Source organism: Paraburkholderia sp. Cpub6, from assembly GCF_014201065.1.
In the GTDB taxonomy this organism is placed as follows: Bacteria; Pseudomonadota; Gammaproteobacteria; order Burkholderiales; family Burkholderiaceae; genus Paraburkholderia; species Paraburkholderia tuberum.
The window spans coordinates 211,008-232,688 of record NZ_JACHDM010000005.1; the positions used below are offsets into that span (position 1 = coordinate 211,008).

A 21,681-nucleotide genomic window follows, 5' to 3' on the forward strand; every position below is an offset into this window, starting at 1 on the left:
CGCCGGTCAGAGTCAGGCAGCTTCAGGCAGGCTTCGCTTCGTGCCTCGCGCCATCGAGCAGCGCGCGCGCCTGCGCTTCATACTGCGCGAGATCTTCGAGCGTCGCGTCGAGATCTTCTCGCTGACGTTCTAGCACTTCGCGATGACGCGCGACCGTCGCGAGGAACGCGTGCAACTGCGGTACGGTATCGGTCGGCGATTCGTAGACGTCGAGCAGGTCACGGATCTCCGACAGCGTGAAGCCGAGCCGCTTGCCGCGCAAGGTGAGCTTCAGACGGGTGCGGTCGCGGCCCGAATAGACGCGCCGCAAGCCGCTCGAACCCTCGCGGCTCGGTGAGAGTAAACCCTGGTCTTCGTAGAATCGGATCGCGCGTGGCGTGACGTCGAATTCGCGCGCGAGCTCGGTGATCGTGTATTGCGTATTCATCGGGACATCTCGTGGCCGCTTGGCCGGCACAAAACCGGATTGGACGATAGAATCGACGTTTACGTTATCGTCAACCTGAGCGGAAAGCAACCACAACCCGGCCGACCGGCATCGCACACCTCGCCATGCCGGAGGGTCGTCGGAGGAAGACAGTCCCCATGAATGCACTCGAACACCAGCTCGAATACCCCTTCAACGACACGATGCCCGACGCGGGCCGCACGATGGAAGTCGCGCCCGGCGTGCTTTGGCTGCGCATGCCGCTGCCATTCGCGCTCGACCATATCAACCTGTGGCTGCTGCGCGATGAGATCGACGGCCAGCAAGGCTGGACCGTGGTCGATTGCGGCATCACGTCGGACACGATCAAGGCGAATTGGGAGAGCGTGTTCGAATCGGTGCTCGACGGCCTGCCGGTGCTGCGCGTGATCGTCACGCATTGCCATCCGGATCACATCGGCCTCGCGCATTGGGTGTGCGGCGGTGGCGATAAAAAGCGTTGGGACGCGCGGCTGTGGATGACGCTCGGCGAATACATGCAGGCGCGCGTGATGGCGACCGGCGACGGCTCGAACGCGGGTGGCGAGGCCGCGGCGCGGCACTTCGCGCGGCACGGTCTGACCGACGCCGAATCGCTCGAGAAACTGCGCAATCGCAATAGCTACTACTCGAGCCTCGTGCCGGCGATTCCGGGGCAATACCGCCGTTTGCGCGAAGCCGAGGATGTCAGGATCGGCGGCAGGACGTGGCGCGTGGTGACGGGCTTCGGCCACTCGCCGGAACACTGTGCGCTGCACTGCGCGCAAACCGGCACGCTGATTTCCGGCGACATGGTGCTGCCGCGCATTTCGACCAACGTGTCGGTGTTCGATATCGAGCCTGAGGGTTCGCCGCTCGAACTGTATCTGGAGTCGCTCGGCCGCTACGAGACGATGCCCGAAGCTACGCTCGTGCTGCCGTCGCATGGCAAGCCGTTTCGCGGCGTGCGCACGCGCATTCGTCAATTGCGCGAGCATCACGACGCGCGGCTCGCCGAAGTGCGCGAAGCATGTGCGGAAAAGCCGCGCAGCGCCGCCGATATCGTGCCGTTGATGTTCAAGCGCCAGCTCGATATCCATCAGATGACATTCGCGATGGGTGAGGCGCTCGCGCATTTGCATCTGCTGTGGCGGGCGGGGGATTTGAAGCGGACGCAGGATGCGGATGGGGTGATTCGGTTTGCGGCGGTGTGATCTTTTCGATTCGATGCGCTATATGAGCGCACTCAGCGGCGCAACGGTGCTGGGTGTGTTCATTCGAACTATTTCAACGGCAAGTCAGATGCAGCGTCGCGAAGTTGCTGGGCACGCCGGTTGTTGAGTTCCGCAACGCAAGCCAAACTGCGCACTTCGCGTGCACTGCCGGCTCCACCACCGCTTAGCGAAGCTGCGAACTGGCATTGAGTCTCGCGGTACTTAGCGAATTTGCTGTTTGATGCGACGAGTCTTGCCTTGGCCTGGTTCACGTACTTGTTGTCTTCATCCCATTTGGAGATGGTGCCAGCCATCTTCTCCTCGGCTCGTCTGAGGGCCTTCTGACTGGCCTCTGCTTTCTCTGCCAGACAGTCCCGCATTCCCGCTTGCGAGAATGCACTGCATTCTTCGCGTAAAGCCCGCTCGCTTGCAACGAGAGCAGTTGAGGTCGCAAGGACCAACGTTGGCAGGCAGACGGCCAGGCCTAAACAGATCAGCTTTATCGCGCGCATAGGGCCACCTTTCCTTTACGCACCATTGACAAAGCGTAATCAAGCTTTCTGGCGTAGTTGAGGTCACCGCCTCCGTTATAACGCTCCGCTATCAATGCCGCGGAGAAGGGGCGCCAGCTCGTAATAGCCTTTTGAACTGAAGCCTTCCGGTACATCAACACTTGTCCGGGTCGCAGAACGGTGGCGGTGGGATTCAGCTCTTTTAACGTGTCGATCGTCGTGCCCTGAGCCTTCGCCATCTTGTCGAGGCTGTTTCCTAGCGTGACCGCGATTTCGTAAACCTTAGGGTCAGCACGAAGTACGCTTCGGTACTTAAAATGTGCCATGCGCATCAGCAAATAACCAATACCAGCACGGATGTTATACGCCGGTATCGTTCTGACTGAGGCCATTGTCAGCCGTCCTATCCAGGCTGGCGGCACAATCAAATCGCCGCCTTCATTACCTGAAAGCAGCGATGCTAATCCAGGATCGCCTGCAACCCCAATTCGCATCGGCTTGGCGTTCCACTGAGGATCGTGGGCACCTGTTTCGACCCACAACATCGGCTTGATAAGCTGCCAGTCCAGGGGCACGTACCCGGAAGTGCCGCAGAGATGGCGGTTGTACTCATGGACTGCCATCTGGATCTCGCAGTCCCAGGAATTCCATTTGGCATCGCTTACAGCCTTGCTAACGCCATCCTGCCACCGTTCAAAACCTGTCCTCGTTGGAGCTTGCATTGCCATAACCATTCCTTCTGTCAAAGTGTGGGCGGCTACTTTGCAAGCAATTATCAGCTTCTTGCCTGAGGAAAATTGCATTAGGAATCGGTCTGGCGGGCGAAGGCCCGAGATCATGTCGAAAAAAGGTTACGCAGTGTCAGATGCAACCAGCCAATTCGCGCGTTGAATAAAAAAAGCCCGGTTCAAGAACCGGGCTTTCCTGCAGGGCCGCCTGCGCTAACCGCAGCGCAAAATCACTGCACCACCACCGCCCCAAAATTCTGCCGACCAAACGGACTCACGTGATACCCGCTCACGTTCGTGCGCGTGATCGCGGCAGCGGTCGGATAGCCGAGCGGAATCCACAGCGCTTCGTCGTGGATGATCTGCTGCGCGGCTTCATACGCTTTCGTGCGCTTGGCGATATCGGACGTCGCTCTGCCGTCGGCGATCAGCTTGTCGAGGTCCTGATCGCAGAAGCGCGCGAAGTTGATGCCCGACTTCACCGCGTTGCAACTGAAGAGCGGCGACAGATAGTTGTCCGGATCGCCGTTGTCGCCGGCCCAGCCCATGAACAGCGTGTCATGCTGACCCTGCTTCGCCTGCTTGATCAGCTCGCCCCATTCGATCACCTTTACGTCCGCCTTCACGCCGATCTTCGCGAAGTCGGCCTGCAGCAGTTCGGCACCGGCCTTCGGATTCGGATTGAGCACGCTGCCATTCGGACGCACCCAGATCGTCGTTTCAAAACCGTTCGGATAGCCCGCGTCGGCGAGCAGCTTCTTCGCCTTCGCCGGGTCGTACGGCCAGCCCTTGATCGAATGGTTGTAGCTCCACGTATTCGGCGGAAACGGGTTCACGGCCGGCGTCGCGGTGTTGTCGAACACGGTCTTCAGATATGTCGTGCGGTCGAACGCCATGTTCAGCGCGGCGCGCACCTTCTGGTTTTCAAGTGGCTTCTGCTGCGTGTTCAGCGCGACGAAGGCCGTCATGAACGCGGGCGTCTGCACGATCGCGAGCGACTTGTCGTTCTTCGCGTCGGCAAGATCCTGCGGCTTCGGCGACAGCGCGATCTCGCATTCGCCAGCCTTCACCTTCTGCGCGCGCACGGTCGCGTCCGGCGTGATCGCGTAGATCAGGCGCTCGATCTTCGGCTTCGGTCCCCAGTAGGTCGGGTTCGCGTCATAACGGATCACCGCGTCTTTCGTATAGCTTTTCAGCACGAACGGGCCGGTGCCGATCGGCTTCGCATTCAGATCGACCTGCTTGCCGGCCTTCAGCAACTGGTCCGCGTACTCGGCCGAATAGATCGACGCGAAGCCCATCGTCAGGATCGACAGGAACGTCGCGTTCGGCTCGTTCAGCTCGAACTTGACCGTGTTGTCGTCGACCTTGGTAATCGACTTGATCAGCTTCGGCAGCCCCATCGATTGCGCATGCGGGAAGCCGCTCGCGCCCGCCACCTTGTGCCACGGATTGCTGTCGTTGAGCATGCGGTCGAACGTGAAGATCACGTCGTCGGCATTGAGCGCGCGGGTGGGCTTGAAGTAGTCGGTGGTTTGAAACTGCACGTTGGGGCGCAGGTGGAACGTGTACGTCAGGCCGTCGGGGCTCACTTCCCACTTGTCGGCGAGCGCGGGCACGACCTTCTTCGCGGCTTCGTCGAACGACACCAGCGAGTTGAAGATCACGTCGGCCGATGCATTCGTCGTGACGAGCGAATTGAACTGCACGACGTCGAAGCCGTCGGGGCTCGATTCGGTACAGACGGTCAACGGTTTGGCGAGCACGAGCGCGGGCGCAGTGAGCAGGATGGCGGCTGCGAGCAGTTTGAAACGCATAGGATCTCCGGTAACGAGCGCAGTCAGGCAGTGCGTCTGGTTGTGTTTATGGCGGCGATGCGTGAGCGGGCAGGTCAGCGGTCCCGGCGCGCGCGTCGCCACGATTGTGATACGTTCCCGGCGCCGTCGTACGGGTCGGGCGATCCCGGCCTGAGGCCTGGGCGCCAGGCCTTCGAGGCCTGGCCGGCGGCGCGCCTTCGCGAAAGCTTATCGAAGGGCCATTTTGGCGACAACAATTTAATCGACATATCCATATGGGGGCGGCGCGGCCATGCTGCCGCCTCAGGCTGCGGCGGCCTGACGCAGCAGGTAGCCGATGCCACTTATTGCGCGCACGCCGTACCACGACGTCATTTCCCCATCGATCAGATCGATGCGCTTGCCGGTGAGACGCGGATCGCGCGCGAGCGCATCGCGATGCGCGGCCGTGAAGCGGTACGGCTCGCTCGACAGCAGCACCCGGTCGACCTGCGCGAGCCACGGCGCGTCGTCGAAGTCGAGCGTGGGGTAACGCGCGGCGCCCGCGCTGCCGCCGCGCACGTCGGGGAGCGTATGCCAGTTCACGAGGCGCAGCATCGCGGCGATGTAGGTGTCGCGTGCGACGCTCATCCACGGTTCGCGCCAGATCAGGTACAGCACGCTCTGCGCGGCGAAGGCGTGAGCGCCGGCTTCGCGCAGACGCGCTTCGAGCGAGTTGCTCAAGCGCCGCGCTTCTTCTTCACGCCCGAAGATCGCGCCGAGCAGCGCGAACAGCGCGAGGTTGTCGTGCGGCGTCTGCGGATGGGTGACGACGATGTGCGGCACGAACGCGCGCAGTTGCTCGACGGTGTCGCGTTCGTTCTCGTCGACATTGACGATCAGATGGGTGGGGCGCAGCGCGCGGATCGCGTCCAGTTTGACGGCCTTCGTGCCGCCGACCTTCGGCACCGCCCGGACCTTGTCGCGCGGATGCACGCAAAAGCCGGTGCGCCCGACGATCTGCCGCTCGAGGCTGAGCGCGAACAGCGTTTCGGTGAGGCTCGGCACCAGCGACACGATGCGCGCGTCGGTGCCCGCGGATTCGTGCGCGACGCCGGCTGCATCGACCGCACGGGACTGCATGGCTTACTCGGTGGCGGCGCGCGGCTTGCGCGGCGCGCGTTCGAACACGTGGTCGTAGAGCCAGCGCGGCAGCACATGCAGCAGCATCGCGGCCACGCGCATCTGCCACGGAAACACCCCGAACGACGTCTGCCGTTCGACCGCCCGCGCGACCTTCGCCGCGAAACGGTCGGGGTCCATCAGGAATGGCATGTTGTACGGATTGTGCTCGGTCATCGGCGTGCGGATATAGCCGGGCGCGATCGTGACGACCCCGACGCCGAACGGCCGCATCTCGACGCGCAACGCCTCGAGATACTTCAGGGCCGCCGATTTCGACGCGCTGTACGCGCCCGAACCGGGCAAGCCGCGCACGCCCGCGACGCTCGCAATGCCGACCAGCGTGCCGCGCTTCGATGCGGCCATCGCGGCGGCAAATGGCTCGAACGTCGCGACCATGCCGAAGTAATTGATGTCCATCACCTCGCGGAACGTGCGCAGATCGCCGTGACCCGTTAGCGCGCCGCGGCTGATGCCGGCGTTGGCGATCACGACGTCCGGCAGGCCGTGCGCGGCGATGAAGCGCGCGGCCGCATCGGCGAGCGCTTCCGCGTCGCGCACGTCGACTGCATAGATCGAGACGGTGTTCTGGGGATGGGACCGCTGGAACGCGGCGAGCGCGTCGCCGCGGCGGGCGACGAGGCCGAGAATCGCGCCGCGCCGTGCGTATTCGCCGGCGAGCGCGAGGCCGATGCCGCTCGAAGCGCCGGTAATGAAAACCTTCAGCGGAGAGGTCATACCGGCGCCTCGTGATTACATCTTCTTGGCGCGGACTTGCGAGACGAGGTAGTCGAGCACCTGGACCGTGCCCGGCAGGGTGCCGGTCGCGGCCGGGCCGGTTTCATACTTGCCCTGCACGGCGAGCGTCGGCACGCCGTCGATCTTGTAGTCGTCGAGCAGCTTCTTGTCCTTCTGCAGCGCGCTTTGCGTCGAGAACGAGTTGTACGCTTCCATGTACTTCTTCGGATCGACGCCGAGCTTCGCGAGGTATTTGCTCTGGTCTTCCGGCGTCAGCAGATAGTTCTTGTTGACATGGATTTCGTTGAACACCTTCGGCGTCAGTTCGTTCGCGACGCCGAGCGCGTCGAGCGCGTGGTACATCTTCGAGTGCGGGATGAAGTCGTCGCGGAAGGCGACCGGCACGCGGCGGAACACGACGTCCGGGCCCTGCTTCTTGACCCAGGCTTCGAGGAACGGGTCGAATTCATTGCAATGCGGGCAGCCGTACCAGAAGAATTCGATGACTTCGATCTTGCCGGCCGGCACGTCGGTCGGTTGCGGCGAGGCCAGCACGGTGTAGTCCTTGCCGGCAACCGGCGCGGTCGGCGACGCATGCGCGCTGGCCGCGATCAGGCCTAGCGAGAGAAACAGGATGCTCAGCAGCTTTTTCATGTTGTGTAGACCCAGATAAGGCGGTAGCGCGGCGACGCCATGCTAAGGGCCCGTCGCCGCTGGTCGGATTCGGTGTGGCCGCCCGCCACAATACAGGTCGAAGCTACAGGTCGAAGCGGCCATCGTGCTTGTGACCCGCGCGCCGCGCCGATAGTTCGACGCGCCGTGCGGGCCGGCATTACCGTTTATTTATTGTTTGGTGAAGCGGATCACCGCGGTATCGACACCCGCGTCCGACAGACGCTGACGGCTCGAATTCATGTCCTCGAACTTCGAGAACGGCCCGATGCGCACGCGGTAGTAGGTGACGCCGCCGGCATCGCGCTGCGTGACCTTCGATTCGAAGCCCTGGAACGCGAGGCGCGCGCGCTGCTGTTCGGCATCGGCGGAGGTCTTGTACGCGCCGACCTGCAGGAAATAGCCGGTGTTCGCCTCGCCGGGCGCCGGAGCGGCGGCCGGGCCCGGCTTGGCGTTGGCGGCCGTGGTCGCGCTCTTAGGCGCCGAGCCTGCCGCCGTGGCGGCCGGCGCGCTCGAGGTCTGCGGCTTCTTCGCCGGCGCCGGCGCGACGATGCCGCCGGTACCGTTCTCCTGCGCGGGATTCGGCGCGACCGCCGTGCCGTTGTTATTCGCGTTGCCGCCCGACGGCGGCACTTCGACGATCTGCGGTTCTTCGAGCATGCCCGACTGGGTCTGGGCGTTGGTCTGGCCCGGCGCGGTGTTCGGCGGAGCCGGTTGCGCGGCCTGCGGCACCGGCTGGCCCGGCGTCTTGCCTTGCAGCGGACGGTTCGGATCGTATTGCGGCTGGCTCGCACCGTTGTCGGTCGCCGCTGGCGGCGCGACCTTCGACACGAACGGCGTAGGTGCACGGGTGATATACAGCGCCACCACTACCGCGATCGCCAGGCCGACGATCAGGCCCAGCACGATGCCGAGAAAAGTGCCCCCGGTTTGCTTCGATTGCTTTGTTGTGCGGCGTGGTTTTGCCATCGTACGAATCACCTGCAAAAAGAATCCAGGAACGGCCGCCGATTATAACGACGGCCGCGCGCATATTACGCTGGAGGAGTTACATCTTGACGGGAGCGGAGACGCCGATCGTCGCGAGACCGTTGGCCAGCACCTGGCGCGTGGCCGCGAGCAGCGCGACGCGAGCGTTGCGTTCGGCCGCGTCGTCGACCAGCACGCGCTCGGCACGGTCATTGTAGAACGAGTGAAATTCGCCGGCGAGTTCGCGCAGGTAGAAGGCGACCGCGTGCGGCGCGAGTTCGTCGGCGGCGTGCTGCAGCATGTCCGGGAATTCGGCGAGCTTGTTGAGCAGCGCCATCGAGCGCTCGCTTGTCAGCGGCGCGAAATCCACGCTTGCGAGCGCGTTCTCGTCGAGGCCGTAGCGCGCGTTGCACTCGGCGATCACCGAGCAGATGCGCGCGTGCGCATACTGCACGTAGTGCACCGGATTCTCGTCGTTCTGCTTCAGCGCGAGGTCGATGTCGAACACGAACTCGGTGTCCGCCTTGCGCGAGATCAGGAAAAAGCGCACCGCGTCGCGGCCGCGGCGAATGGTTTCCTCGTCGATCAGATCGACGGCCGCTTCCGAGCCCGGCGTCGCGCCGCCCGACCATTCGATCAGGTCGCGCACCGTCACGTAGCTGCCCGCGCGCTTCGAGATCTTCACCTCTTCGCCGTTGCGCATGACCGTGACCATCTTGTGCAGGATGTAGTCGGGGTAGCCCTTCGGAATGCCGATGCCGAGACCCTGCAGACCTGCGCGCACGCGCGCGATCGTGCCGTGGTGATCCGAGCCCTGCACGTTGATGACCTTGGTGAAGCCGCGCTCCCACTTCGCGACGTGATAGGCGACGTCCGGCACGAAGTACGTGTAGGTGCCGTCGGTCTTGCGCATCACGCGGTCTTTGTCGTCGCCGTCGTCGGTGGTGCGCAGCCACAGCGCACCTTCCTGCTCGTAGGTCTTGCCCGCGGCGATCAGCCCGTCGACCGTTTTCTCGACGCGGCCTTCCGTGTACAGCGACGATTCCAGGTAGTACTGGTCGAACTTCACGCCGAACGCCTGCAGATCCATGTCCTGCTCGCGACGCAGATACGTGACCGCGAAGCGGCGGATCGCCTCGAGGTCCTCGACGTCGCGCGCGCCGGTGACGGGCTCGCCGTCGCTCGCCTCGACCGTGATGCCGTTCAGATAGTCTTTCGCGATGTCGGCGATGTACTCGCCGTTATAGGCCGACGCGGGCCAGCCTTCGTCGCCGGGGGCGAGGCCGCGTGCGCGTGCCTGGGTCGACAGGGCGAGCGTGTGGATCTGCACGCCGGCGTCGTTGTAGTAGAACTCGCGGTGCACGTCCCAGCCCTGCGACGCGAGCACGTTCGCGAGCGCGTCGCCGAGCGCGGCCTGGCGGCCGTGGCCGACGTGCAGGGGGCCGGTGGGGTTGGCCGACACGAACTCGATCAGCACGTGCTTGCCGGCGTCGCGCCGTGAGCGGCCGTACGCGTCCTTCTCGGCGAACACGGCGGCGATCACGCCTTGCTTGGCTGCCGCCGTGAGCCGCAGGTTGATGAAGCCGGGGCCCGCCACTTCGGCGGTGTCGATCAGGCCTTTGGCCTGCGGATTGACGAGCAGCGCATCGACGATCTGTTGCGCGAGCTGGCGCGGATTGGCGCGCAGCGGCTTGGCGAGCTGCATCGCGACGTTGCACGCGACGTCGCCGTGCGCGGCGACTTTCGGGCGCTCCAGCGCGATGGCGGGCGAGACGAAGGCGGCTTCCGTCGCTCCTTGGGTGGCAGTCGCGACCTGCTTCACCGTCTCGGCGAGCAGTGTTTCGAGTGTGTGTTTGTGTGCGGGCAGCATGCTTGTTGCGAGTCCAGTGAGGCAATCCGGTAAGGCGGAAGAGGCGCCGGCCGAGGCCGGTGTCGCAAGCGTTGAACGCGGCAGCGCTTTGCGGCGCCGATGGCAGACTGTCCCCCAGGCCATGCGACGAGACGCAATGCAAGCAGCGCAACGATGCGGATCGCGGCCGATGGTTCGACGCCCCCGCCTGGCACACGTGTGCGATGCTCGTCGAGCCTTGCCATACGTGGCGCTGGGCGGCGCGCTTTTCCGTTCAGACGGATTTTAGCAGGTGCTAATATGTTCAATGAGTTGCCCACGAGGGGCTGGGGCCGCCGCGCCTTGCCGGCGCCACGTCAGGCGCGCGCTGTTGCCGCCCTTGGGACGTTCATGCGTTAACCCGACATAACGAAAAAGGGAACAGTCATGCTGATTACTTTCAAGTGCCACGCCTGCCCGGACGTGATGATGCTGGAGAATCTGGCGCAGTATCTGGTCGGCATTGTCGGCAAACGCCTTGGGCAGCGGGGCGTCATTACTCACGACGAACTGGGCCCGGCCATCGAGAAGCTCGAAGCGGCGATCACCTCCGACAAGCAGGAGCGCGCCGAGCACGAGGGCCATTTCCACGAGGGCGAAGACGGCCGCGATCGTCACGAGATTCCGCCCGGTCTCGCGCAGCGCGCGTATCCGTTCCTCGACATGCTGCGCGCGGCGCAGAAGGAAAACGCGGATATCGTCTGGGGGCTTTGATTTCTGCTGGGTCCCGAGCGCCGCGGCCCGGTCTCAGAAGGCCTTCATAAGCGCTTTTGGGGCGCACTCAAAGAAAGGAGCCCGCTTGACGCGGGCTCTTTGTCATTCAGAGGGCTTGTCCGCCTCGCCGCTCACTGGCTCGCGGGGGCCGCCGACGCTGCCGCGCCTTTCTTCATCTTTTGCTTCTTCGCCTTTTTGACATGCGCCTCGGTGGGGGGCGAGTAGGAGCTGACCGCGCTCGATCCGCCCGGCGCGGCGGGTTGTGCGAGCGCCACGGAAGCGCCCGCGGCCAGCGAAACAGCGGTCAATAACAGTGTCAGCTTCTTCATACGATTTTTCTCCGTTGACGGTTGCAATCTCGGTGAGCCGGCGCGTTGTGCTCGCGCCTGACGGGATGAAAGCCGACTCAGTCTACAAAGCCGAAATTGCCGTGGCGCCAAATATTCTGTCTTTCGGACTCGATATAGTCGCGCACGCGCGGCTCGGGCCGCATGGCCCGGCCACGTATCGCTTCACGCTCAAAGCAACGGCGCCAACGCGCGCTCGGCGTCCGCTTTCGTGAGCGACATCCGCTGCGCGTAGTCGTCGAGCTGATCCGCGCCGATCTTGCCGACCGAGAAATAGGTGCTGTCCGGATGCGCGAGGTAGAAGCCCGACACGCTCGCCGCCGGCAGCATCGCCAGCGATTCGGTCACGCTCATGTTGATTTCGTTCGCCTGCAGCACGTCGAACATGTCGCGCTTGACGAGGTGGTCGGGGCAGGCCGGATAGCCTGGCGCCGGGCGGATGCCGCGGTATTTTTCGGCGATCAGCTCGTCGCTGGAGAGGTTTTCGCTGTTCGCGTAGCCCCACAGGTCGCGCCGCACGCGCGCGTGCAACGCTTCGGCGAATGCTTCGGCGAGCCGGTCCGCGAGCGCCTTCAGCATGATCGCGCTGTAGTCGTCGAGATCCTTCTCGAACTGCCTCTCCTTCACGTCGACGCCAAGACCCGCCGTCACCGCGAACATGCCGATGTAGTCGGCGACGCCCGAGTCCTTCGGCGCGATGAAGTCGGCCAGCGAGCGGTTCGGCCGCATCACCCCGTCGACCACCGGCCGCACGCTCTGTTGACGCAGATTGCGCCACGTCAGCGCGACTTCGGTGCGCGATTCGTCCGTGTAGATTTCGATGTCGTCGTCGTTCACCGTGTTGGCCGGCAACAGCGTGATCACGCCGTTGGCCTGCAGCCAGCGGCCCTGAATCAGGCGCGCGAGCATCGACTTGCCGTCGGAGAACACGCGCCGCGCCGATTCGCCGACGATCTCGTCATTGAGAATCGCCGGATATGGGCCGGCGAGATCCCACGTCTGGAAGAACGGACCCCAGTCGATATAGTTCGCGAGCTCGTTCAGATCGAAGTTCTTGAACACGCGCCGGCCGATAAACTTCGGCTTGACCGGCTGATAGCCTGCCCAGTCGATCTTCGTCTTATTGGCGCGCGCTTGCGCGAGCGTGACCATCGGCTGTGCTTTTTTGTTCGCATGCTGATCGCGGATGCGGTTGTAGTCGGCGTTCAGTTCGTCGATGTACTTCGCGGCGCCCTCGTCGGACAGCAGGCTCGAGGCGACCGATACCGAGCGCGACGCGTCCGGGACGTAGACCACCGGCCCGTCGTAGTGCGGAGAGATCTTCACCGCCGTGTGCACACGCGAGGTCGTCGCGCCGCCGATCAGGAGCGGAATCTTCTTGACGCGGAAGTAGTCGTCGCGCTGCATTTCCGATGCGACGTAGGCCATTTCTTCGAGACTCGGCGTAATCAGGCCCGACAGCCCGATGATGTCCGCGCCCTCGACCTTCGCCTTCGCGAGGATCTCGCTGCACGGGACCATCACGCCCATGTTGACCACTTCGAAGTTGTTGCACTGGAGCACGACCGACACGATGTTCTTGCCGATGTCGTGCACGTCGCCCTTCACGGTCGCGATGACGATCTTGCCCTTGGCGCGCACGTCGCCGCCGGCCGCCGCGAGCTGGCGCTTTTCTTCCTCGATGAACGGGATCAGATGCGCGACCGCCTGCTTCATTACGCGCGCCGACTTCACGACCTGCGGCAGGAACATCTTGCCCTGGCCGAACAGGTCGCCGACGATGTTCATGCCGTCCATCAGCGGACCTTCGATCACGTTGATCGGACGGCCGCCTGCAGCGGCGATCTTCGCGCGCACTTCCTCGGTGTCTTCGACGATGAACGTGGTGATGCCGCTCACGAGCGCATGCGCGAGACGCTTCTCGACCGGCTGCTTGCGCCACTCGAGGTTCTCTTCCTTCTTCGCGGCGCCGCTCTTGAACTTGTCGGCGATTTCGAGCAGGCGGTCGGTGCCGTCTTGACGGCGGTTCAGCACGACGTCTTCGACGAGCTCGCGCAGTTCGGGATCGAGTTCGGCATACACGCCGAGCTGGCCCGCGTTGACGATGCCCATGTCCATCCCCGCCTGGATCGCGTGATAGAGGAACACGGTGTGAATCGCCTCGCGCACCGGATCGTTGCCGCGGAACGAGAACGACACGTTCGACACGCCGCCGCTCACCTTCGCGTACGGCAGGTTCTGCTTGATCCAGCGGGTCGCCTCGATGAAGTCGACCGCATAGTTGTTGTGTTCCTCGATGCCGGTCGCGATCGCAAAGATGTTCGGATCGAAGATGATGTCCTCGGGCGGAAAGCCGACTTCGTTGACGAGCACGTCGTACGAGCGCTTGCAAATCCCGGTCTTGCGCTGGAACGTATCGGCCTGGCCCTGTTCGTCGAACGCCATCACGACCGCAGCCGCGCCATAGCGGCGAATCAGCTTCGCATGATGAACGAACGCTTCCTTGCCTTCCTTCAGCGAGATCGAGTTGACGATCGCCTTGCCCTGCACGCACTTGAGACCCGCCTCGATCACGTCCCATTTCGACGAGTCGATCATGATCGGCACGCGCGCGATGTCCGGCTCCGACGCAATCAGATTCATGAAGCGGACCATTGCCGCCTTCGAATCGAGCATCGCCTCGTCCATGTTGATGTCGATTACCTGCGCGCCGTTCTCGACCTGGTGGCGCGCGACGGCCAATGCTTCGTCAAACTGATTGTTCAGGATCATTCGCGCGAACGCTTTCGAGCCGGTCACATTGGTGCGTTCGCCAACGTTGATGAAGAGCGTCCCGGACGTGACGTTGAACGGCTCGAGGCCGGCAAGGCGCATGGTGTGATCGGTCATGGCGTGTGTGCGAGTCGGGTGCGTGCGTTAAGGGACGTGCAGGACGTCGGGGCGAAGTGTTTCGGCGGGCTCAGGCCGCGTCGCGATACTGGCTCGGCCACTTGCGCGGCTTCAGCTCGGCGAGCGCCTTCGCGATCGCCGCGATGTGCTCGGGCGTCGTGCCGCAGCAGCCGCCGGCGATGTTCACGAGCCCCGCTTCGGCGAATTCCTTCAGCAGGCCAGAGGTATCCGCGGGCAATTCGTCGAAGCCGGTGTCGCTCATCGGGTTCGGCAGGCCGGCGTTCGGATAGCACGACACGTAGGTGTCGCACAGCTTCGCGAGCTCGGCGATGTACGGACGCATCAGCGCCGCGCCGAGCGCGCAGTTCAGGCCGAACGTGAGCGGCCTCGCGTGACGCAGCGAGTTCCAGAAGGCCTCGACGGTCTGGCCCGACAGAATGCGGCCCGACGCATCGGTGACGGTGCCCGAGATCATGATCGGCAGACGCTCGCCGGTGTTTTCGAACAGCTCGTCGAGCGCGAACAGCGCGGCCTTCGCATTCAGCGTGTCGAAGATCGTTTCGACGAGGAACAGGTCCGCGCCGCCGTCGAGCAGCGCTTTCGCCTGCTCGTAGTACGCGGCGCGCAGTTCGTCGAAGGTCACGTTGCGCGCGCCCGGATCGTTGACGTCCGGCGAAATGCTGGCGGTTTTCGGCGTCGGGCCGATCGCGCCGGCGACGAAGCGCGGCTTGTCCGGCGTTGCGTACTTGTCGCACGCGGCGCGCGCGAGCTTCGCCGATTCGATGTTCATCTCGACGGCGAGCGATTCCAGGCCGTAGTCGGCCTGCGCGACCGTGGTCGCGCCGAACGTGTTGGTCTCGATGATGTCCGCGCCCGCCGCGAGATACTGCTCGTGAATCTCGGCGATGATCTGCGGCTGGGTGATCGACAGCAGTTCGTTGTTGCCCTTGATGTCGCGCGCGTAGTCCTTGAAGCGCTCGCCGCGATAGCTGGCTTCGTCGAGCTTGTAGCGCTGGATCATCGTGCCCATCGCGCCGTCCAGAATCAGGATGCGCGAGTTCAGCAGCGCGGGCAGCGCTGCGCCGCGGGTGTAGGCGGGCTCCGAACGGACTGGCGTGATGGATTGAGCAGGCTGGGTCATGGCGGACGAGGGCTTGCGCCGGCGTTGGCGGAAAGCCTGTCATTGTAGCCGCAGCCGGGCGGATGCGCCCGCCGCGGAGGAGAGTGCGAGGCGCGGCCGGCAAAATCGACCGATACCAACGCGCCGCGCCGGGAATTCAGAAACGCGCTAACAAACGATGCAATAAAAAACGGCCCGGCAAGCCAAAGCCTGCAGGGCCGTTTCGCTGCCGCCGACCGCTTGATGGAACCCGCGGGCAAAGCCGCGCGGTGCGGTCGATCGATGTCGCCAGAGCGCCAGCTGAACACCTCCAGTCAATGCAGGACCACCGGTTGATGCATCAGACTGTCGAATTGACCGAGGAATTCATCAACCTCGTCGAGCGTCGGCTCGCCTTCGATCAGCTTTTGCACATGCTCGCGAAAACGCGCCGCCATTGCCCCGTCGATGTAGATTTCGCGCTGCATGTTCTTGTCGACAATCTCGTAGCCGCCCGACTTCATGGCAAGCAGACCTTCCTGCGGAGGAAACTCGACGACACAGTAGTTAGGGCTGTTATAGATCATTTGCATGGCGACACTCCTTATTTCCGTTGGGCTCCTGCCCTTTTCTGCACCGTAGGTGGAGCATGTGGGATGGAATTCAAGGGGTGGGTCCGGACGACGCAAGTAAAAACTCCGGACCTGACGGTTAGACTCGCCGCTCCAGAAACGATTCAAGCAAGGCGGCAAAACGGTGTGATTGCTCGATTGGCGCGAGATGCGCGGCGTCCAGCAACTCGAAGCGGGCGCCCTCGATCGCCTCCGCTATTGCCTGCGTAGCAGCAGGGGGCGTGCCAGTGTCGTGACGTCCGGCCACCGTCAGCGTCGGCGAGCGGATTGCGCCGTGCTGGCCGCGAAGGTCGAAATCGCGCAGTGCCTCGCAGGCCATCGCAAAACCTTCCGGCGAGGTGCGCGCAAATGTCTCACGGATCGGCTCGACCGCTTCGGGATGGCCGGCCTGAAAGTCGGGCGTGAGCCAACGCGCGATCGTCGACGGTAACAGCGCCTCCATGCCGTCGCTGCGCGCGGTGTGGGCGCGCTGATTCCACAACTCACGGTTCTCGGGCGGAGTGCCGCCGGTGCTGTCGGCAATCGTCAGCGTGTCGATGCGCGATGGATGGTCGAGCGCGAACTGCTGCGCAATCATGCCGCCGAGCGACAGGCCGACCAGGTGCGTCGTCCGCGCGCCGAGGGCATCGAGCAGTTTGGCGAGATCGTCGGCCAGATCGCGCATGGCGAACGGCTCGCGCGCAACCGCGCTGTGGCCGTGGCCGCGCACGTCGTAGCGCAGCACCGTGTAATCGTCGCGGAAATAGCCTGCCATCTGATCCCAGATGGAAAGATCGCCGCCCAGCTGATGGATGAACGTGAGCCACGGGCCGCCGCCTTCGTTGCTCAGCACGTAGCGTGTGTCGATACCGTTGATGTTCACTTGCATGCGGGCTCCTTTGAAGGAAACGCAGTGAAAAAGCGCGGTGGGTCGCCTCGTTCGCGCGAACGGGGCTCCATTGACGTGCGAGTCAGCGTTGCAAAGGAAGTTTCGCCGATCTCGTGCGGATTTGCTCGTGACACTGTGTCACGAAAAGTGTCACGGTTTGATGATGGTCGGAGCGGTCGAATCGACCGGTGCAGCTGGGGCGGCCTCGGGAGTTACTGCCGATGCCTCGGCCGGAGCTGGCGCCGGCGTTGCAGGGCCCGTGGCAGCGGGGGCCGCGGGTGCAGCAGGCGTGGCCGGCGCGCCACCATTGCCGCGGTCATCCGGCGACGCGCCATCGACATTCAGCTTGCCGCGCCACACCAGTTCGAACTGGGTACCGTTCGGCTCCGTCTGCAGGATGCGCGCCGGCAGCCAGCCAAGGGACGGGGCGAGCCACACATCGACGCGGCGCTGGTCGCCATCGTGCCGCGGCAGACGTTTGAAGTGACGCGTCTCCAGATAGCCTTGCGCGGCGCGGATCGTTTCGTCGCCGATCGTCTCGATCGGCCAATTCTCCCCGCTATCGGTATCGACGACGAAAAACTGTCGCGTCACGCCAGGCTTATAGGCGTCAGGATCGCCGCGCACGAGGCTCGCGAGCTGCATCACGACACTGAAGCGATCCTGCGCGCCGTCGGGCAACGGCAACGAGGCGGGCGTGCGCGTAAAGCCAACCTTCTTGTCGTTGCGATTGAAGATCGCGATGTCTTCGGCGCGACGGCCACGCTTTTCGCTGTACTGCGCCGGCGCGAGGCCAAAGGCATCGATGCCGCCGTGGCTCGAAAACACGAACGGACCGACGAACGGCAGCGGCACTGATACGACCATTTCGTAGCCCTGCCCATCGCTCGCCCAATGGATCGTGCCGGGCGCGTTGCGCACGCCGTTGTAGAACGTGTCGTAGTCGAGTTCGGCCGACGGCGGTACCGAAAACTTCACGCCCTGCGACGCTTGCGGCGCGCTGGCCGCGGCAGGGGCGCTCGCGACGGCGCCACTGGCATTCGCCTGGGCCGATGCATTCGCGTTCGCGATGGCGGGTGGCGCGCTAGCCGCCACCTCCGATGCCGGCGTGGCCGCGGGCTCGTTCGGTTTGGCCGGTTGCAACGCGGTCATCACATGCTGCTCGCGCGGCGGCCTCGCCGCGGGCTTGCGTGCAGGCGCGGGCGGATGCGGTGCCGGCACGGCGGGCTGTGGCGCGGGTTGACGCTCGACCCTTTCGGGCGTCAGCAGCACGACCTGCACCGGCACATGCTCGCGATTCGCCGGATTCAGATCGACGCGATTGCGCTCGAACCATTGCGCCGCGATCCAGTGCACAACCGCGACGGCCGCGAGGACGGCGATCCAGCGCCTCGCGCGCGCGCCGCGTCCCGGCCCGCTACCAAAAGCGGGCACGCGATCATGACGGCGGTTGGCGGAAGCAAAATCCATCGGCGCTTGAATCGGTGAGAGCGTGAAAGGATACGATGCGTATCAACCGTTGTCACCACGCGGCGTCGCGCTATAGCCGAGTTCGTACGACAGCTTGCGCGCGCATTCGCGCAGCGCGGTATCGATCTCGCCGCCCCAGCGGATATCGAACGCGCCTTCATGGCCGAGCGCGACGAGACCGAGCGCGAGTTCGCCGGTCGAATCGAACACCGGCAACGAAAACGCGTGGATCGTCGGCAGCAGCATGCCTTCGACGCGCGCAGCCTCGTGCTCGCGCACCTCGGCGAGCACCTGGTCGACTTCTTCGCGGGTGCGTGGCGCGCCGCTATACGACGAGCGCCGCGAGTCGGCCAGCTCGCGCTCGAGCATCGCGGCGGTCTTGCCGGACGGCAGGTAGGCGGCGAACAGCAGACCGGTCGCCGAACTGAGCAAGGGCATCACGTCGCCGAGCTTCAGCGACGCCTTGGCCGGATAGCTCGACTCCATCCAGTGCACCATCGTCGGTCCCTGATTGCCCCACACCGCGATGCCGACGGTCAGGTCGAGCCGGTCGCGCAGTTCGGCGAGCGCGATGCGCGCAAGCTTCACACCGTCGACGCGAGCAAGCCGCGCGAGCCCCAACTGCAAAGCGAAGCCGCCGAGTTCGTAGCGGCCCGACAGCGGGTCCTGCGCGACCACGCCGAGACGCAGAAAGCTGACCAGATAGCGATGCGCCTTCGCCGGACTCATGCCCGCGCGCTGCGCGAGATCGCGCAGCATCATCGCGCGCGGCTCGTGGGTCAGCACGTCGAGCAGCCTGAAACCGACCTCGATCGACTGGATGCCCGAGCGCAGTTTTTCTTCGCCGGGTTCGCCGGGTTCGTCATCGGCGCCGGTTGCGTCGGTTGCATGGGCGGGATCGAGCAGATCGTCGGCGGACGCGGCGTCGGTGCGGGTGCGGATCGTGCCGGAGCGGGCGTTGGCGGACATGTGCAAAAGGCGCGGGCAGCGCGTTCGGTGATCGTAATGGAGACGGCTACGGTGACACGACGACGAACACGCAGATATTGGGCCGCGCCGATTCACCATCGTAGAATACATTCCTTCCATCGTCACTAATACACGGTTCACAGCCCTATGAAACTTGCCTCGCTGAAGGACGGCACGCGCGACGGTCAACTGATCGTCGTGTCCCGCGACCTGCACACGGCGGCCATCGCCGACGCGATCGCGCCCACGCTGCAGCGCGTGCTCGACGACTGGGCCTTCTACGCGCCGCAACTGCACGACCTTTACGATGCGCTGAACCAGGGCCGTGCGCGCAACAGCTTTTCATTCGACGCCAAAGAGTGCATGGCGCCGCTGCCGCGCGCGTTCCAGTGGGCCGACGGCTCGTCGTACGTGAACCACGTCGAGCTCGTGCGGCGCGCGCGCGGCGCGCAAATGCCGCCCGAATTCTGGACCGACCCGCTGATGTACCAGGGCGGTAGCGACGACTTCATCGGCCCGCGCGACGACGTGGCGTGCGCATCGGAAGAGTACGGCATCGACTTCGAGGCCGAAGTCGCGGTCGTCACCGGCGATGTGCGGATGGGCGCGACGCCCGAGCAGGCCCTGCGCGGCGTGCGGCTGGTCATGCTCGTCAACGACGTGTCGCTGCGCAACCTGATCCCCGCCGAACTCGCGAAGGGCTTCGGCTTTTTCCAGAGCAAGCCGGCCACCTCATTCGCGCCGGTCGCCGTGACGCCCGACGAGCTCGGCGAACACTGGCGCGAAGGCCGCGTGCATCGGCCGATGATCGTCCACTGGAACGGCAGGAAGGTCGGCCAGCCCGACGCGGGCACCGATATGGTGTTTCACTTCGGTCAGCTGATCGCGCATGCCGCGAAAACGCGCAATCTGCGTGCTGGTGCCATCGTCGGTTCGGGCACGGTGTCGAACAAGGACGCGAAACGCGGCTACTGCTGTATCGCCGAGAAGCGCTGCCTCGAAACGATCGAGCACGGCGCGCCGCAAACGGAGTTCATGAAATACGGCGACACCGTGAGGATCGAAATGTTCGACGATGCGGGCAAGTCGATTTTCGGTGCGATCGATCAGAGCATCGCGCCGCTCGAATGAAGCGCGGCGCTCACGCGGCAATGCTGTGACGCGGGCGGCACGCGCGAAAAGGGTTTCGCCCGATGCCGCCACTTGCGCGCGCGGCTACACTGCGGCAAACATCACAACGAAAACCTCGACGTGAGGACAGCATGCCGCGATTGGACTTCTCCGCAGCTGGACGTCGGCGCGCTTGCGCGTCGCCCATTGAAGCGCGCACGAGCGCGCGTGGCTTGCCTCAACGTGGTCGGCGCTTCGCGCGGCGCGCCGCGACGCTGTGGGCCGCGCTTGCCTGCGCGTTGCCGCTGACATCGTTCGCGCAGGTGAAGATCGGTCTCGTGCTGTCGCTGACCGGGCCGGCCGCGTCGCTCGGCATTCCCGCGCGCGACACGGTCGCGCTGCTACCCAGACAGATCGGCGGGCAGAACGTCGAGTACATCGTGCTCGACGATGCATCGGACACGACCCACGCCGTGCAGGACACCAGGAAGCTCATCAGCGAGAATCACGTCGACGCGATCATCGGCTCGTCGATCACGCCGAATTCGCTCGCGATGATCGACGTGGTCGCCGAGGGCGAAACGCCGATGATCTCGCTCGCGTCGTCCGCGAAAATCATCGAACCGGTCGACGCGAAACGCCGCTGGGTCTTCAAGACGCCGCAGACCGACGCGATGATGGCCTCGGCGATCGCCGAGCATGCGAGCGGACACGGCGTGAAGACGATCGCGTTCATCGGCCAGGCCGACGCGCTCGGCGAGACGTTCTACGCCGAGGTCGCGAAGTTCGCGCAGCTGCATCACATCGACGTGGTCGCGAGCGAGCGTTTCAATCGCACCGATCCGAGCGTGACCGGCCAGGTGCTGAAGATTCTCGCGACCCACCCCGACGCGGTAGTGGTCGGCGCGGCCGGCACGCCTGCCGCATTGCCGCCGAAAACGCTGCGCGAGCGCGGCTACAAGGGCGTCATCTATCACAACCACGGCGTCGGCAATAACGACTTCCTGCGCGTGTGCGGCGCCGATTGCAACGGCACCTTCCTGCCCGCGAGCCCAGTGTTGGTCGCCGCGCAATTGCCGGCCGATCATCCGGCCAGGCGTCTCGCGCTCGATTACATCGAGCGCTTCGAGGCGCAGCACGGGGCGGGCAGCGTGTCGGCATTCGGTTCGTACACGTCGGACGCGGGCGCGTTGCTCGAGCATGCGATTCCGCTCGCGCTGAAAGCCGGCGCGCCCGGCACGCCGCCGTTTCGCCGCGCGCTGCGCGACGCGCTCGAAGGAACACGCGGTCTCGCGGACACCAATGGCGTCGTCAACATGAGCGCGGCCGATCATCTCGGGCTCGATCAGCGCGCCCGCGTGATGGTCGAAATCACCAATGGCAAGTGGCTTTATCAGCCGCATTGAACGGGTCGCGGCGTTCCGCGCGCGACTGAACGAATCTCCTCCGGACTGCTCACC

At 64.5% G+C, this 21,681-nt stretch carries 19 protein-coding genes and 1 pseudogene; 4 read left to right on the plus strand and 16 right to left on the minus strand.

Annotation, left to right across the window (positions count from 1 at the left end):
• Nucleotides 1-22: 22 nt before the first annotated feature.
• The gene (locus HDG33_RS11975) at nucleotides 23-427 is read right to left on the minus strand and encodes a MerR family DNA-binding transcriptional regulator (RefSeq protein ID WP_184026376.1); all 405 of its coding nucleotides are present in this window, start codon (nucleotides 425-427) and stop codon (nucleotides 23-25) included.
• Nucleotides 428-585: 158 nt separating this feature from the next.
• Here HDG33_RS11975 and HDG33_RS11980 point away from each other — a divergent pair, with 158 nt between their 5' ends.
• A complete protein-coding gene (locus tag HDG33_RS11980; protein ID WP_184026379.1) occupies nucleotides 586-1,659 on the plus strand; it encodes an MBL fold metallo-hydrolase in 1,074 nt (357 codons plus the stop codon).
• 68 nt (nucleotides 1,660-1,727) lie between these two features.
• Here HDG33_RS11980 and HDG33_RS11985 read toward each other — a convergent pair whose 3' ends face one another.
• The 8 genes from HDG33_RS11985 to argS form a co-directional block, all read right to left on the minus strand.
• On the minus strand, nucleotides 1,728-2,171 hold the full coding sequence (locus HDG33_RS11985; protein WP_184026382.1) for a lysozyme inhibitor LprI family protein: 444 nt from the start codon (nucleotides 2,169-2,171) through the stop codon (nucleotides 1,728-1,730).
• Nucleotides 2,159-2,974 (minus strand): LysM peptidoglycan-binding domain-containing protein, encoded by an 816-nt coding sequence (locus HDG33_RS11990; protein WP_409259002.1) that lies wholly within the window; start codon nucleotides 2,972-2,974, stop codon nucleotides 2,159-2,161. The genes HDG33_RS11985 and HDG33_RS11990 overlap by 13 nt, the downstream gene beginning before the upstream one ends.
• A gap of 155 nt (nucleotides 2,975-3,129) precedes the next feature.
• The gene (locus tag HDG33_RS11995; RefSeq protein ID WP_184026385.1) at nucleotides 3,130-4,716 is read right to left on the minus strand and encodes an ABC transporter substrate-binding protein; all 1,587 of its coding nucleotides are present in this window, start codon (nucleotides 4,714-4,716) and stop codon (nucleotides 3,130-3,132) included.
• 282 nt (nucleotides 4,717-4,998) lie between these two features.
• Nucleotides 4,999-5,817 carry a helical backbone metal receptor gene (locus HDG33_RS12000; RefSeq protein ID WP_184026387.1) on the minus strand — a complete coding sequence of 273 codons (819 nt, stop codon included), beginning with the start codon at nucleotides 5,815-5,817 and terminating at the stop codon, nucleotides 4,999-5,001.
• Nucleotides 5,818-5,820: 3 nt separating this feature from the next.
• Nucleotides 5,821-6,594 carry an SDR family oxidoreductase gene (locus HDG33_RS12005; RefSeq protein WP_184026390.1) on the minus strand — a complete coding sequence of 258 codons (774 nt, stop codon included), beginning with the start codon at nucleotides 6,592-6,594 and terminating at the stop codon, nucleotides 5,821-5,823.
• 15 nt (nucleotides 6,595-6,609) lie between these two features.
• Nucleotides 6,610-7,248, minus strand: a complete 639-nt coding sequence (locus tag HDG33_RS12010; RefSeq protein ID WP_184026393.1) for a thiol:disulfide interchange protein DsbA/DsbL — start codon at nucleotides 7,246-7,248, stop codon at nucleotides 6,610-6,612.
• A gap of 189 nt (nucleotides 7,249-7,437) precedes the next feature.
• Nucleotides 7,438-8,235, minus strand: a complete 798-nt coding sequence (locus HDG33_RS12015) for an SPOR domain-containing protein (RefSeq protein WP_184026396.1) — start codon at nucleotides 8,233-8,235, stop codon at nucleotides 7,438-7,440.
• Nucleotides 8,236-8,314: 79 nt separating this feature from the next.
• The gene (argS, locus tag HDG33_RS12020; RefSeq protein ID WP_184026405.1) at nucleotides 8,315-10,105 is read right to left on the minus strand and encodes an arginine--tRNA ligase; all 1,791 of its coding nucleotides are present in this window, start codon (nucleotides 10,103-10,105) and stop codon (nucleotides 8,315-8,317) included.
• A 405-nt stretch (nucleotides 10,106-10,510) separates the two neighbouring features.
• On the opposite strand from argS, the gene HDG33_RS12025 reads away from it, so the two are divergent.
• On the plus strand, nucleotides 10,511-10,837 hold the full coding sequence (locus tag HDG33_RS12025) for a DUF1840 domain-containing protein (RefSeq protein WP_018419249.1): 327 nt from the start codon (nucleotides 10,511-10,513) through the stop codon (nucleotides 10,835-10,837).
• A 131-nt stretch (nucleotides 10,838-10,968) separates the two neighbouring features.
• Here the strand turns inward: HDG33_RS12025 and HDG33_RS12030 are convergent, their stop codons facing one another.
• The 7 genes and pseudogenes from HDG33_RS12030 to HDG33_RS12060 form a co-directional block, all read right to left on the minus strand.
• Nucleotides 10,969-11,166, minus strand: coding sequence for a hypothetical protein (locus HDG33_RS12030; RefSeq protein ID WP_018419250.1), 198 nt, complete (start codon nucleotides 11,164-11,166; stop codon nucleotides 10,969-10,971).
• A 189-nt stretch (nucleotides 11,167-11,355) separates the two neighbouring features.
• Nucleotides 11,356-14,085: pseudogene (gene metH / locus HDG33_RS12035) on the minus strand (methionine synthase); the annotation flags it as partial.
• Between the two features lie 58 nt (nucleotides 14,086-14,143).
• Nucleotides 14,144-15,214 (minus strand): homocysteine S-methyltransferase family protein, encoded by a 1,071-nt coding sequence (locus HDG33_RS12040; RefSeq protein WP_184026456.1) that lies wholly within the window; start codon nucleotides 15,212-15,214, stop codon nucleotides 14,144-14,146.
• 293 nt (nucleotides 15,215-15,507) lie between these two features.
• Nucleotides 15,508-15,765 (minus strand): DUF3567 domain-containing protein, encoded by a 258-nt coding sequence (locus HDG33_RS12045; protein ID WP_062125693.1) that lies wholly within the window; start codon nucleotides 15,763-15,765, stop codon nucleotides 15,508-15,510.
• A gap of 118 nt (nucleotides 15,766-15,883) precedes the next feature.
• Nucleotides 15,884-16,672 carry an alpha/beta fold hydrolase gene (locus HDG33_RS12050; protein ID WP_184026471.1) on the minus strand — a complete coding sequence of 263 codons (789 nt, stop codon included), beginning with the start codon at nucleotides 16,670-16,672 and terminating at the stop codon, nucleotides 15,884-15,886.
• A gap of 150 nt (nucleotides 16,673-16,822) precedes the next feature.
• Nucleotides 16,823-18,142 (minus strand): DUF3108 domain-containing protein, encoded by a 1,320-nt coding sequence (locus HDG33_RS12055; protein ID WP_184026473.1) that lies wholly within the window; start codon nucleotides 18,140-18,142, stop codon nucleotides 16,823-16,825.
• Between the two features lie 42 nt (nucleotides 18,143-18,184).
• Nucleotides 18,185-19,111, minus strand: coding sequence for an IclR family transcriptional regulator (locus tag HDG33_RS12060; RefSeq protein WP_184026476.1), 927 nt, complete (start codon nucleotides 19,109-19,111; stop codon nucleotides 18,185-18,187).
• Between the two features lie 147 nt (nucleotides 19,112-19,258).
• Between HDG33_RS12060 and HDG33_RS12065 the strand changes: the two genes are divergently transcribed.
• Both HDG33_RS12065 and HDG33_RS12070 read left to right on the plus strand, forming a co-directional pair.
• Nucleotides 19,259-20,242, plus strand: a complete 984-nt coding sequence (locus HDG33_RS12065; RefSeq protein WP_184026479.1) for a fumarylacetoacetate hydrolase family protein — start codon at nucleotides 19,259-19,261, stop codon at nucleotides 20,240-20,242.
• A gap of 131 nt (nucleotides 20,243-20,373) precedes the next feature.
• The gene (locus tag HDG33_RS12070; RefSeq protein ID WP_184026482.1) at nucleotides 20,374-21,627 is read left to right on the plus strand and encodes an ABC transporter substrate-binding protein; all 1,254 of its coding nucleotides are present in this window, start codon (nucleotides 20,374-20,376) and stop codon (nucleotides 21,625-21,627) included.
• Nucleotides 21,628-21,681 lie beyond the last annotated feature (54 nt).

Excerpts from the sequence above, each read along its gene's own strand:
- HDG33_RS11975 (WP_184026376.1), bottom strand. The coding sequence starts at position 427 with ATGAATACGCAATACACGATCACCGAGCTCGCGCGCGAATTCGACGTC.
- HDG33_RS11980 (WP_184026379.1), top strand. The coding sequence starts at position 586 with ATGAATGCACTCGAACACCAGCTCGAATACCCCTTCAACGACACGATG.
- HDG33_RS11985 (WP_184026382.1), bottom strand. The coding sequence starts at position 2,171 with ATGCGCGCGATAAAGCTGATCTGTTTAGGCCTGGCCGTCTGCCTGCCA.
- HDG33_RS11990 (WP_409259002.1), bottom strand. The coding sequence starts at position 2,974 with ATGCAATTTTCCTCAGGCAAGAAGCTGATAATTGCTTGCAAAGTAGCC.
- HDG33_RS11995 (WP_184026385.1), bottom strand. The coding sequence starts at position 4,716 with ATGCGTTTCAAACTGCTCGCAGCCGCCATCCTGCTCACTGCGCCCGCG.
- HDG33_RS12000 (WP_184026387.1), bottom strand. The coding sequence starts at position 5,817 with ATGCAGTCCCGTGCGGTCGATGCAGCCGGCGTCGCGCACGAATCCGCG.
- HDG33_RS12005 (WP_184026390.1), bottom strand. The coding sequence starts at position 6,594 with ATGACCTCTCCGCTGAAGGTTTTCATTACCGGCGCTTCGAGCGGCATC.
- HDG33_RS12010 (WP_184026393.1), bottom strand. The coding sequence starts at position 7,248 with ATGAAAAAGCTGCTGAGCATCCTGTTTCTCTCGCTAGGCCTGATCGCG.
- HDG33_RS12015 (WP_184026396.1), bottom strand. The coding sequence starts at position 8,235 with ATGGCAAAACCACGCCGCACAACAAAGCAATCGAAGCAAACCGGGGGC.
- argS (WP_184026405.1), bottom strand. The coding sequence starts at position 10,105 with ATGCTGCCCGCACACAAACACACACTCGAAACACTGCTCGCCGAGACG.
- HDG33_RS12025 (WP_018419249.1), top strand. The coding sequence starts at position 10,511 with ATGCTGATTACTTTCAAGTGCCACGCCTGCCCGGACGTGATGATGCTG.
- HDG33_RS12030 (WP_018419250.1), bottom strand. The coding sequence starts at position 11,166 with ATGAAGAAGCTGACACTGTTATTGACCGCTGTTTCGCTGGCCGCGGGC.
- HDG33_RS12040 (WP_184026456.1), bottom strand. The coding sequence starts at position 15,214 with ATGACCCAGCCTGCTCAATCCATCACGCCAGTCCGTTCGGAGCCCGCC.
- HDG33_RS12045 (WP_062125693.1), bottom strand. The coding sequence starts at position 15,765 with ATGCAAATGATCTATAACAGCCCTAACTACTGTGTCGTCGAGTTTCCT.
- HDG33_RS12050 (WP_184026471.1), bottom strand. The coding sequence starts at position 16,672 with ATGCAAGTGAACATCAACGGTATCGACACACGCTACGTGCTGAGCAAC.
- HDG33_RS12055 (WP_184026473.1), bottom strand. The coding sequence starts at position 18,142 with ATGGATTTTGCTTCCGCCAACCGCCGTCATGATCGCGTGCCCGCTTTT.
- HDG33_RS12060 (WP_184026476.1), bottom strand. The coding sequence starts at position 19,111 with ATGTCCGCCAACGCCCGCTCCGGCACGATCCGCACCCGCACCGACGCC.
- HDG33_RS12065 (WP_184026479.1), top strand. The coding sequence starts at position 19,259 with ATGAAACTTGCCTCGCTGAAGGACGGCACGCGCGACGGTCAACTGATC.
- HDG33_RS12070 (WP_184026482.1), top strand. The coding sequence starts at position 20,374 with ATGCCGCGATTGGACTTCTCCGCAGCTGGACGTCGGCGCGCTTGCGCG.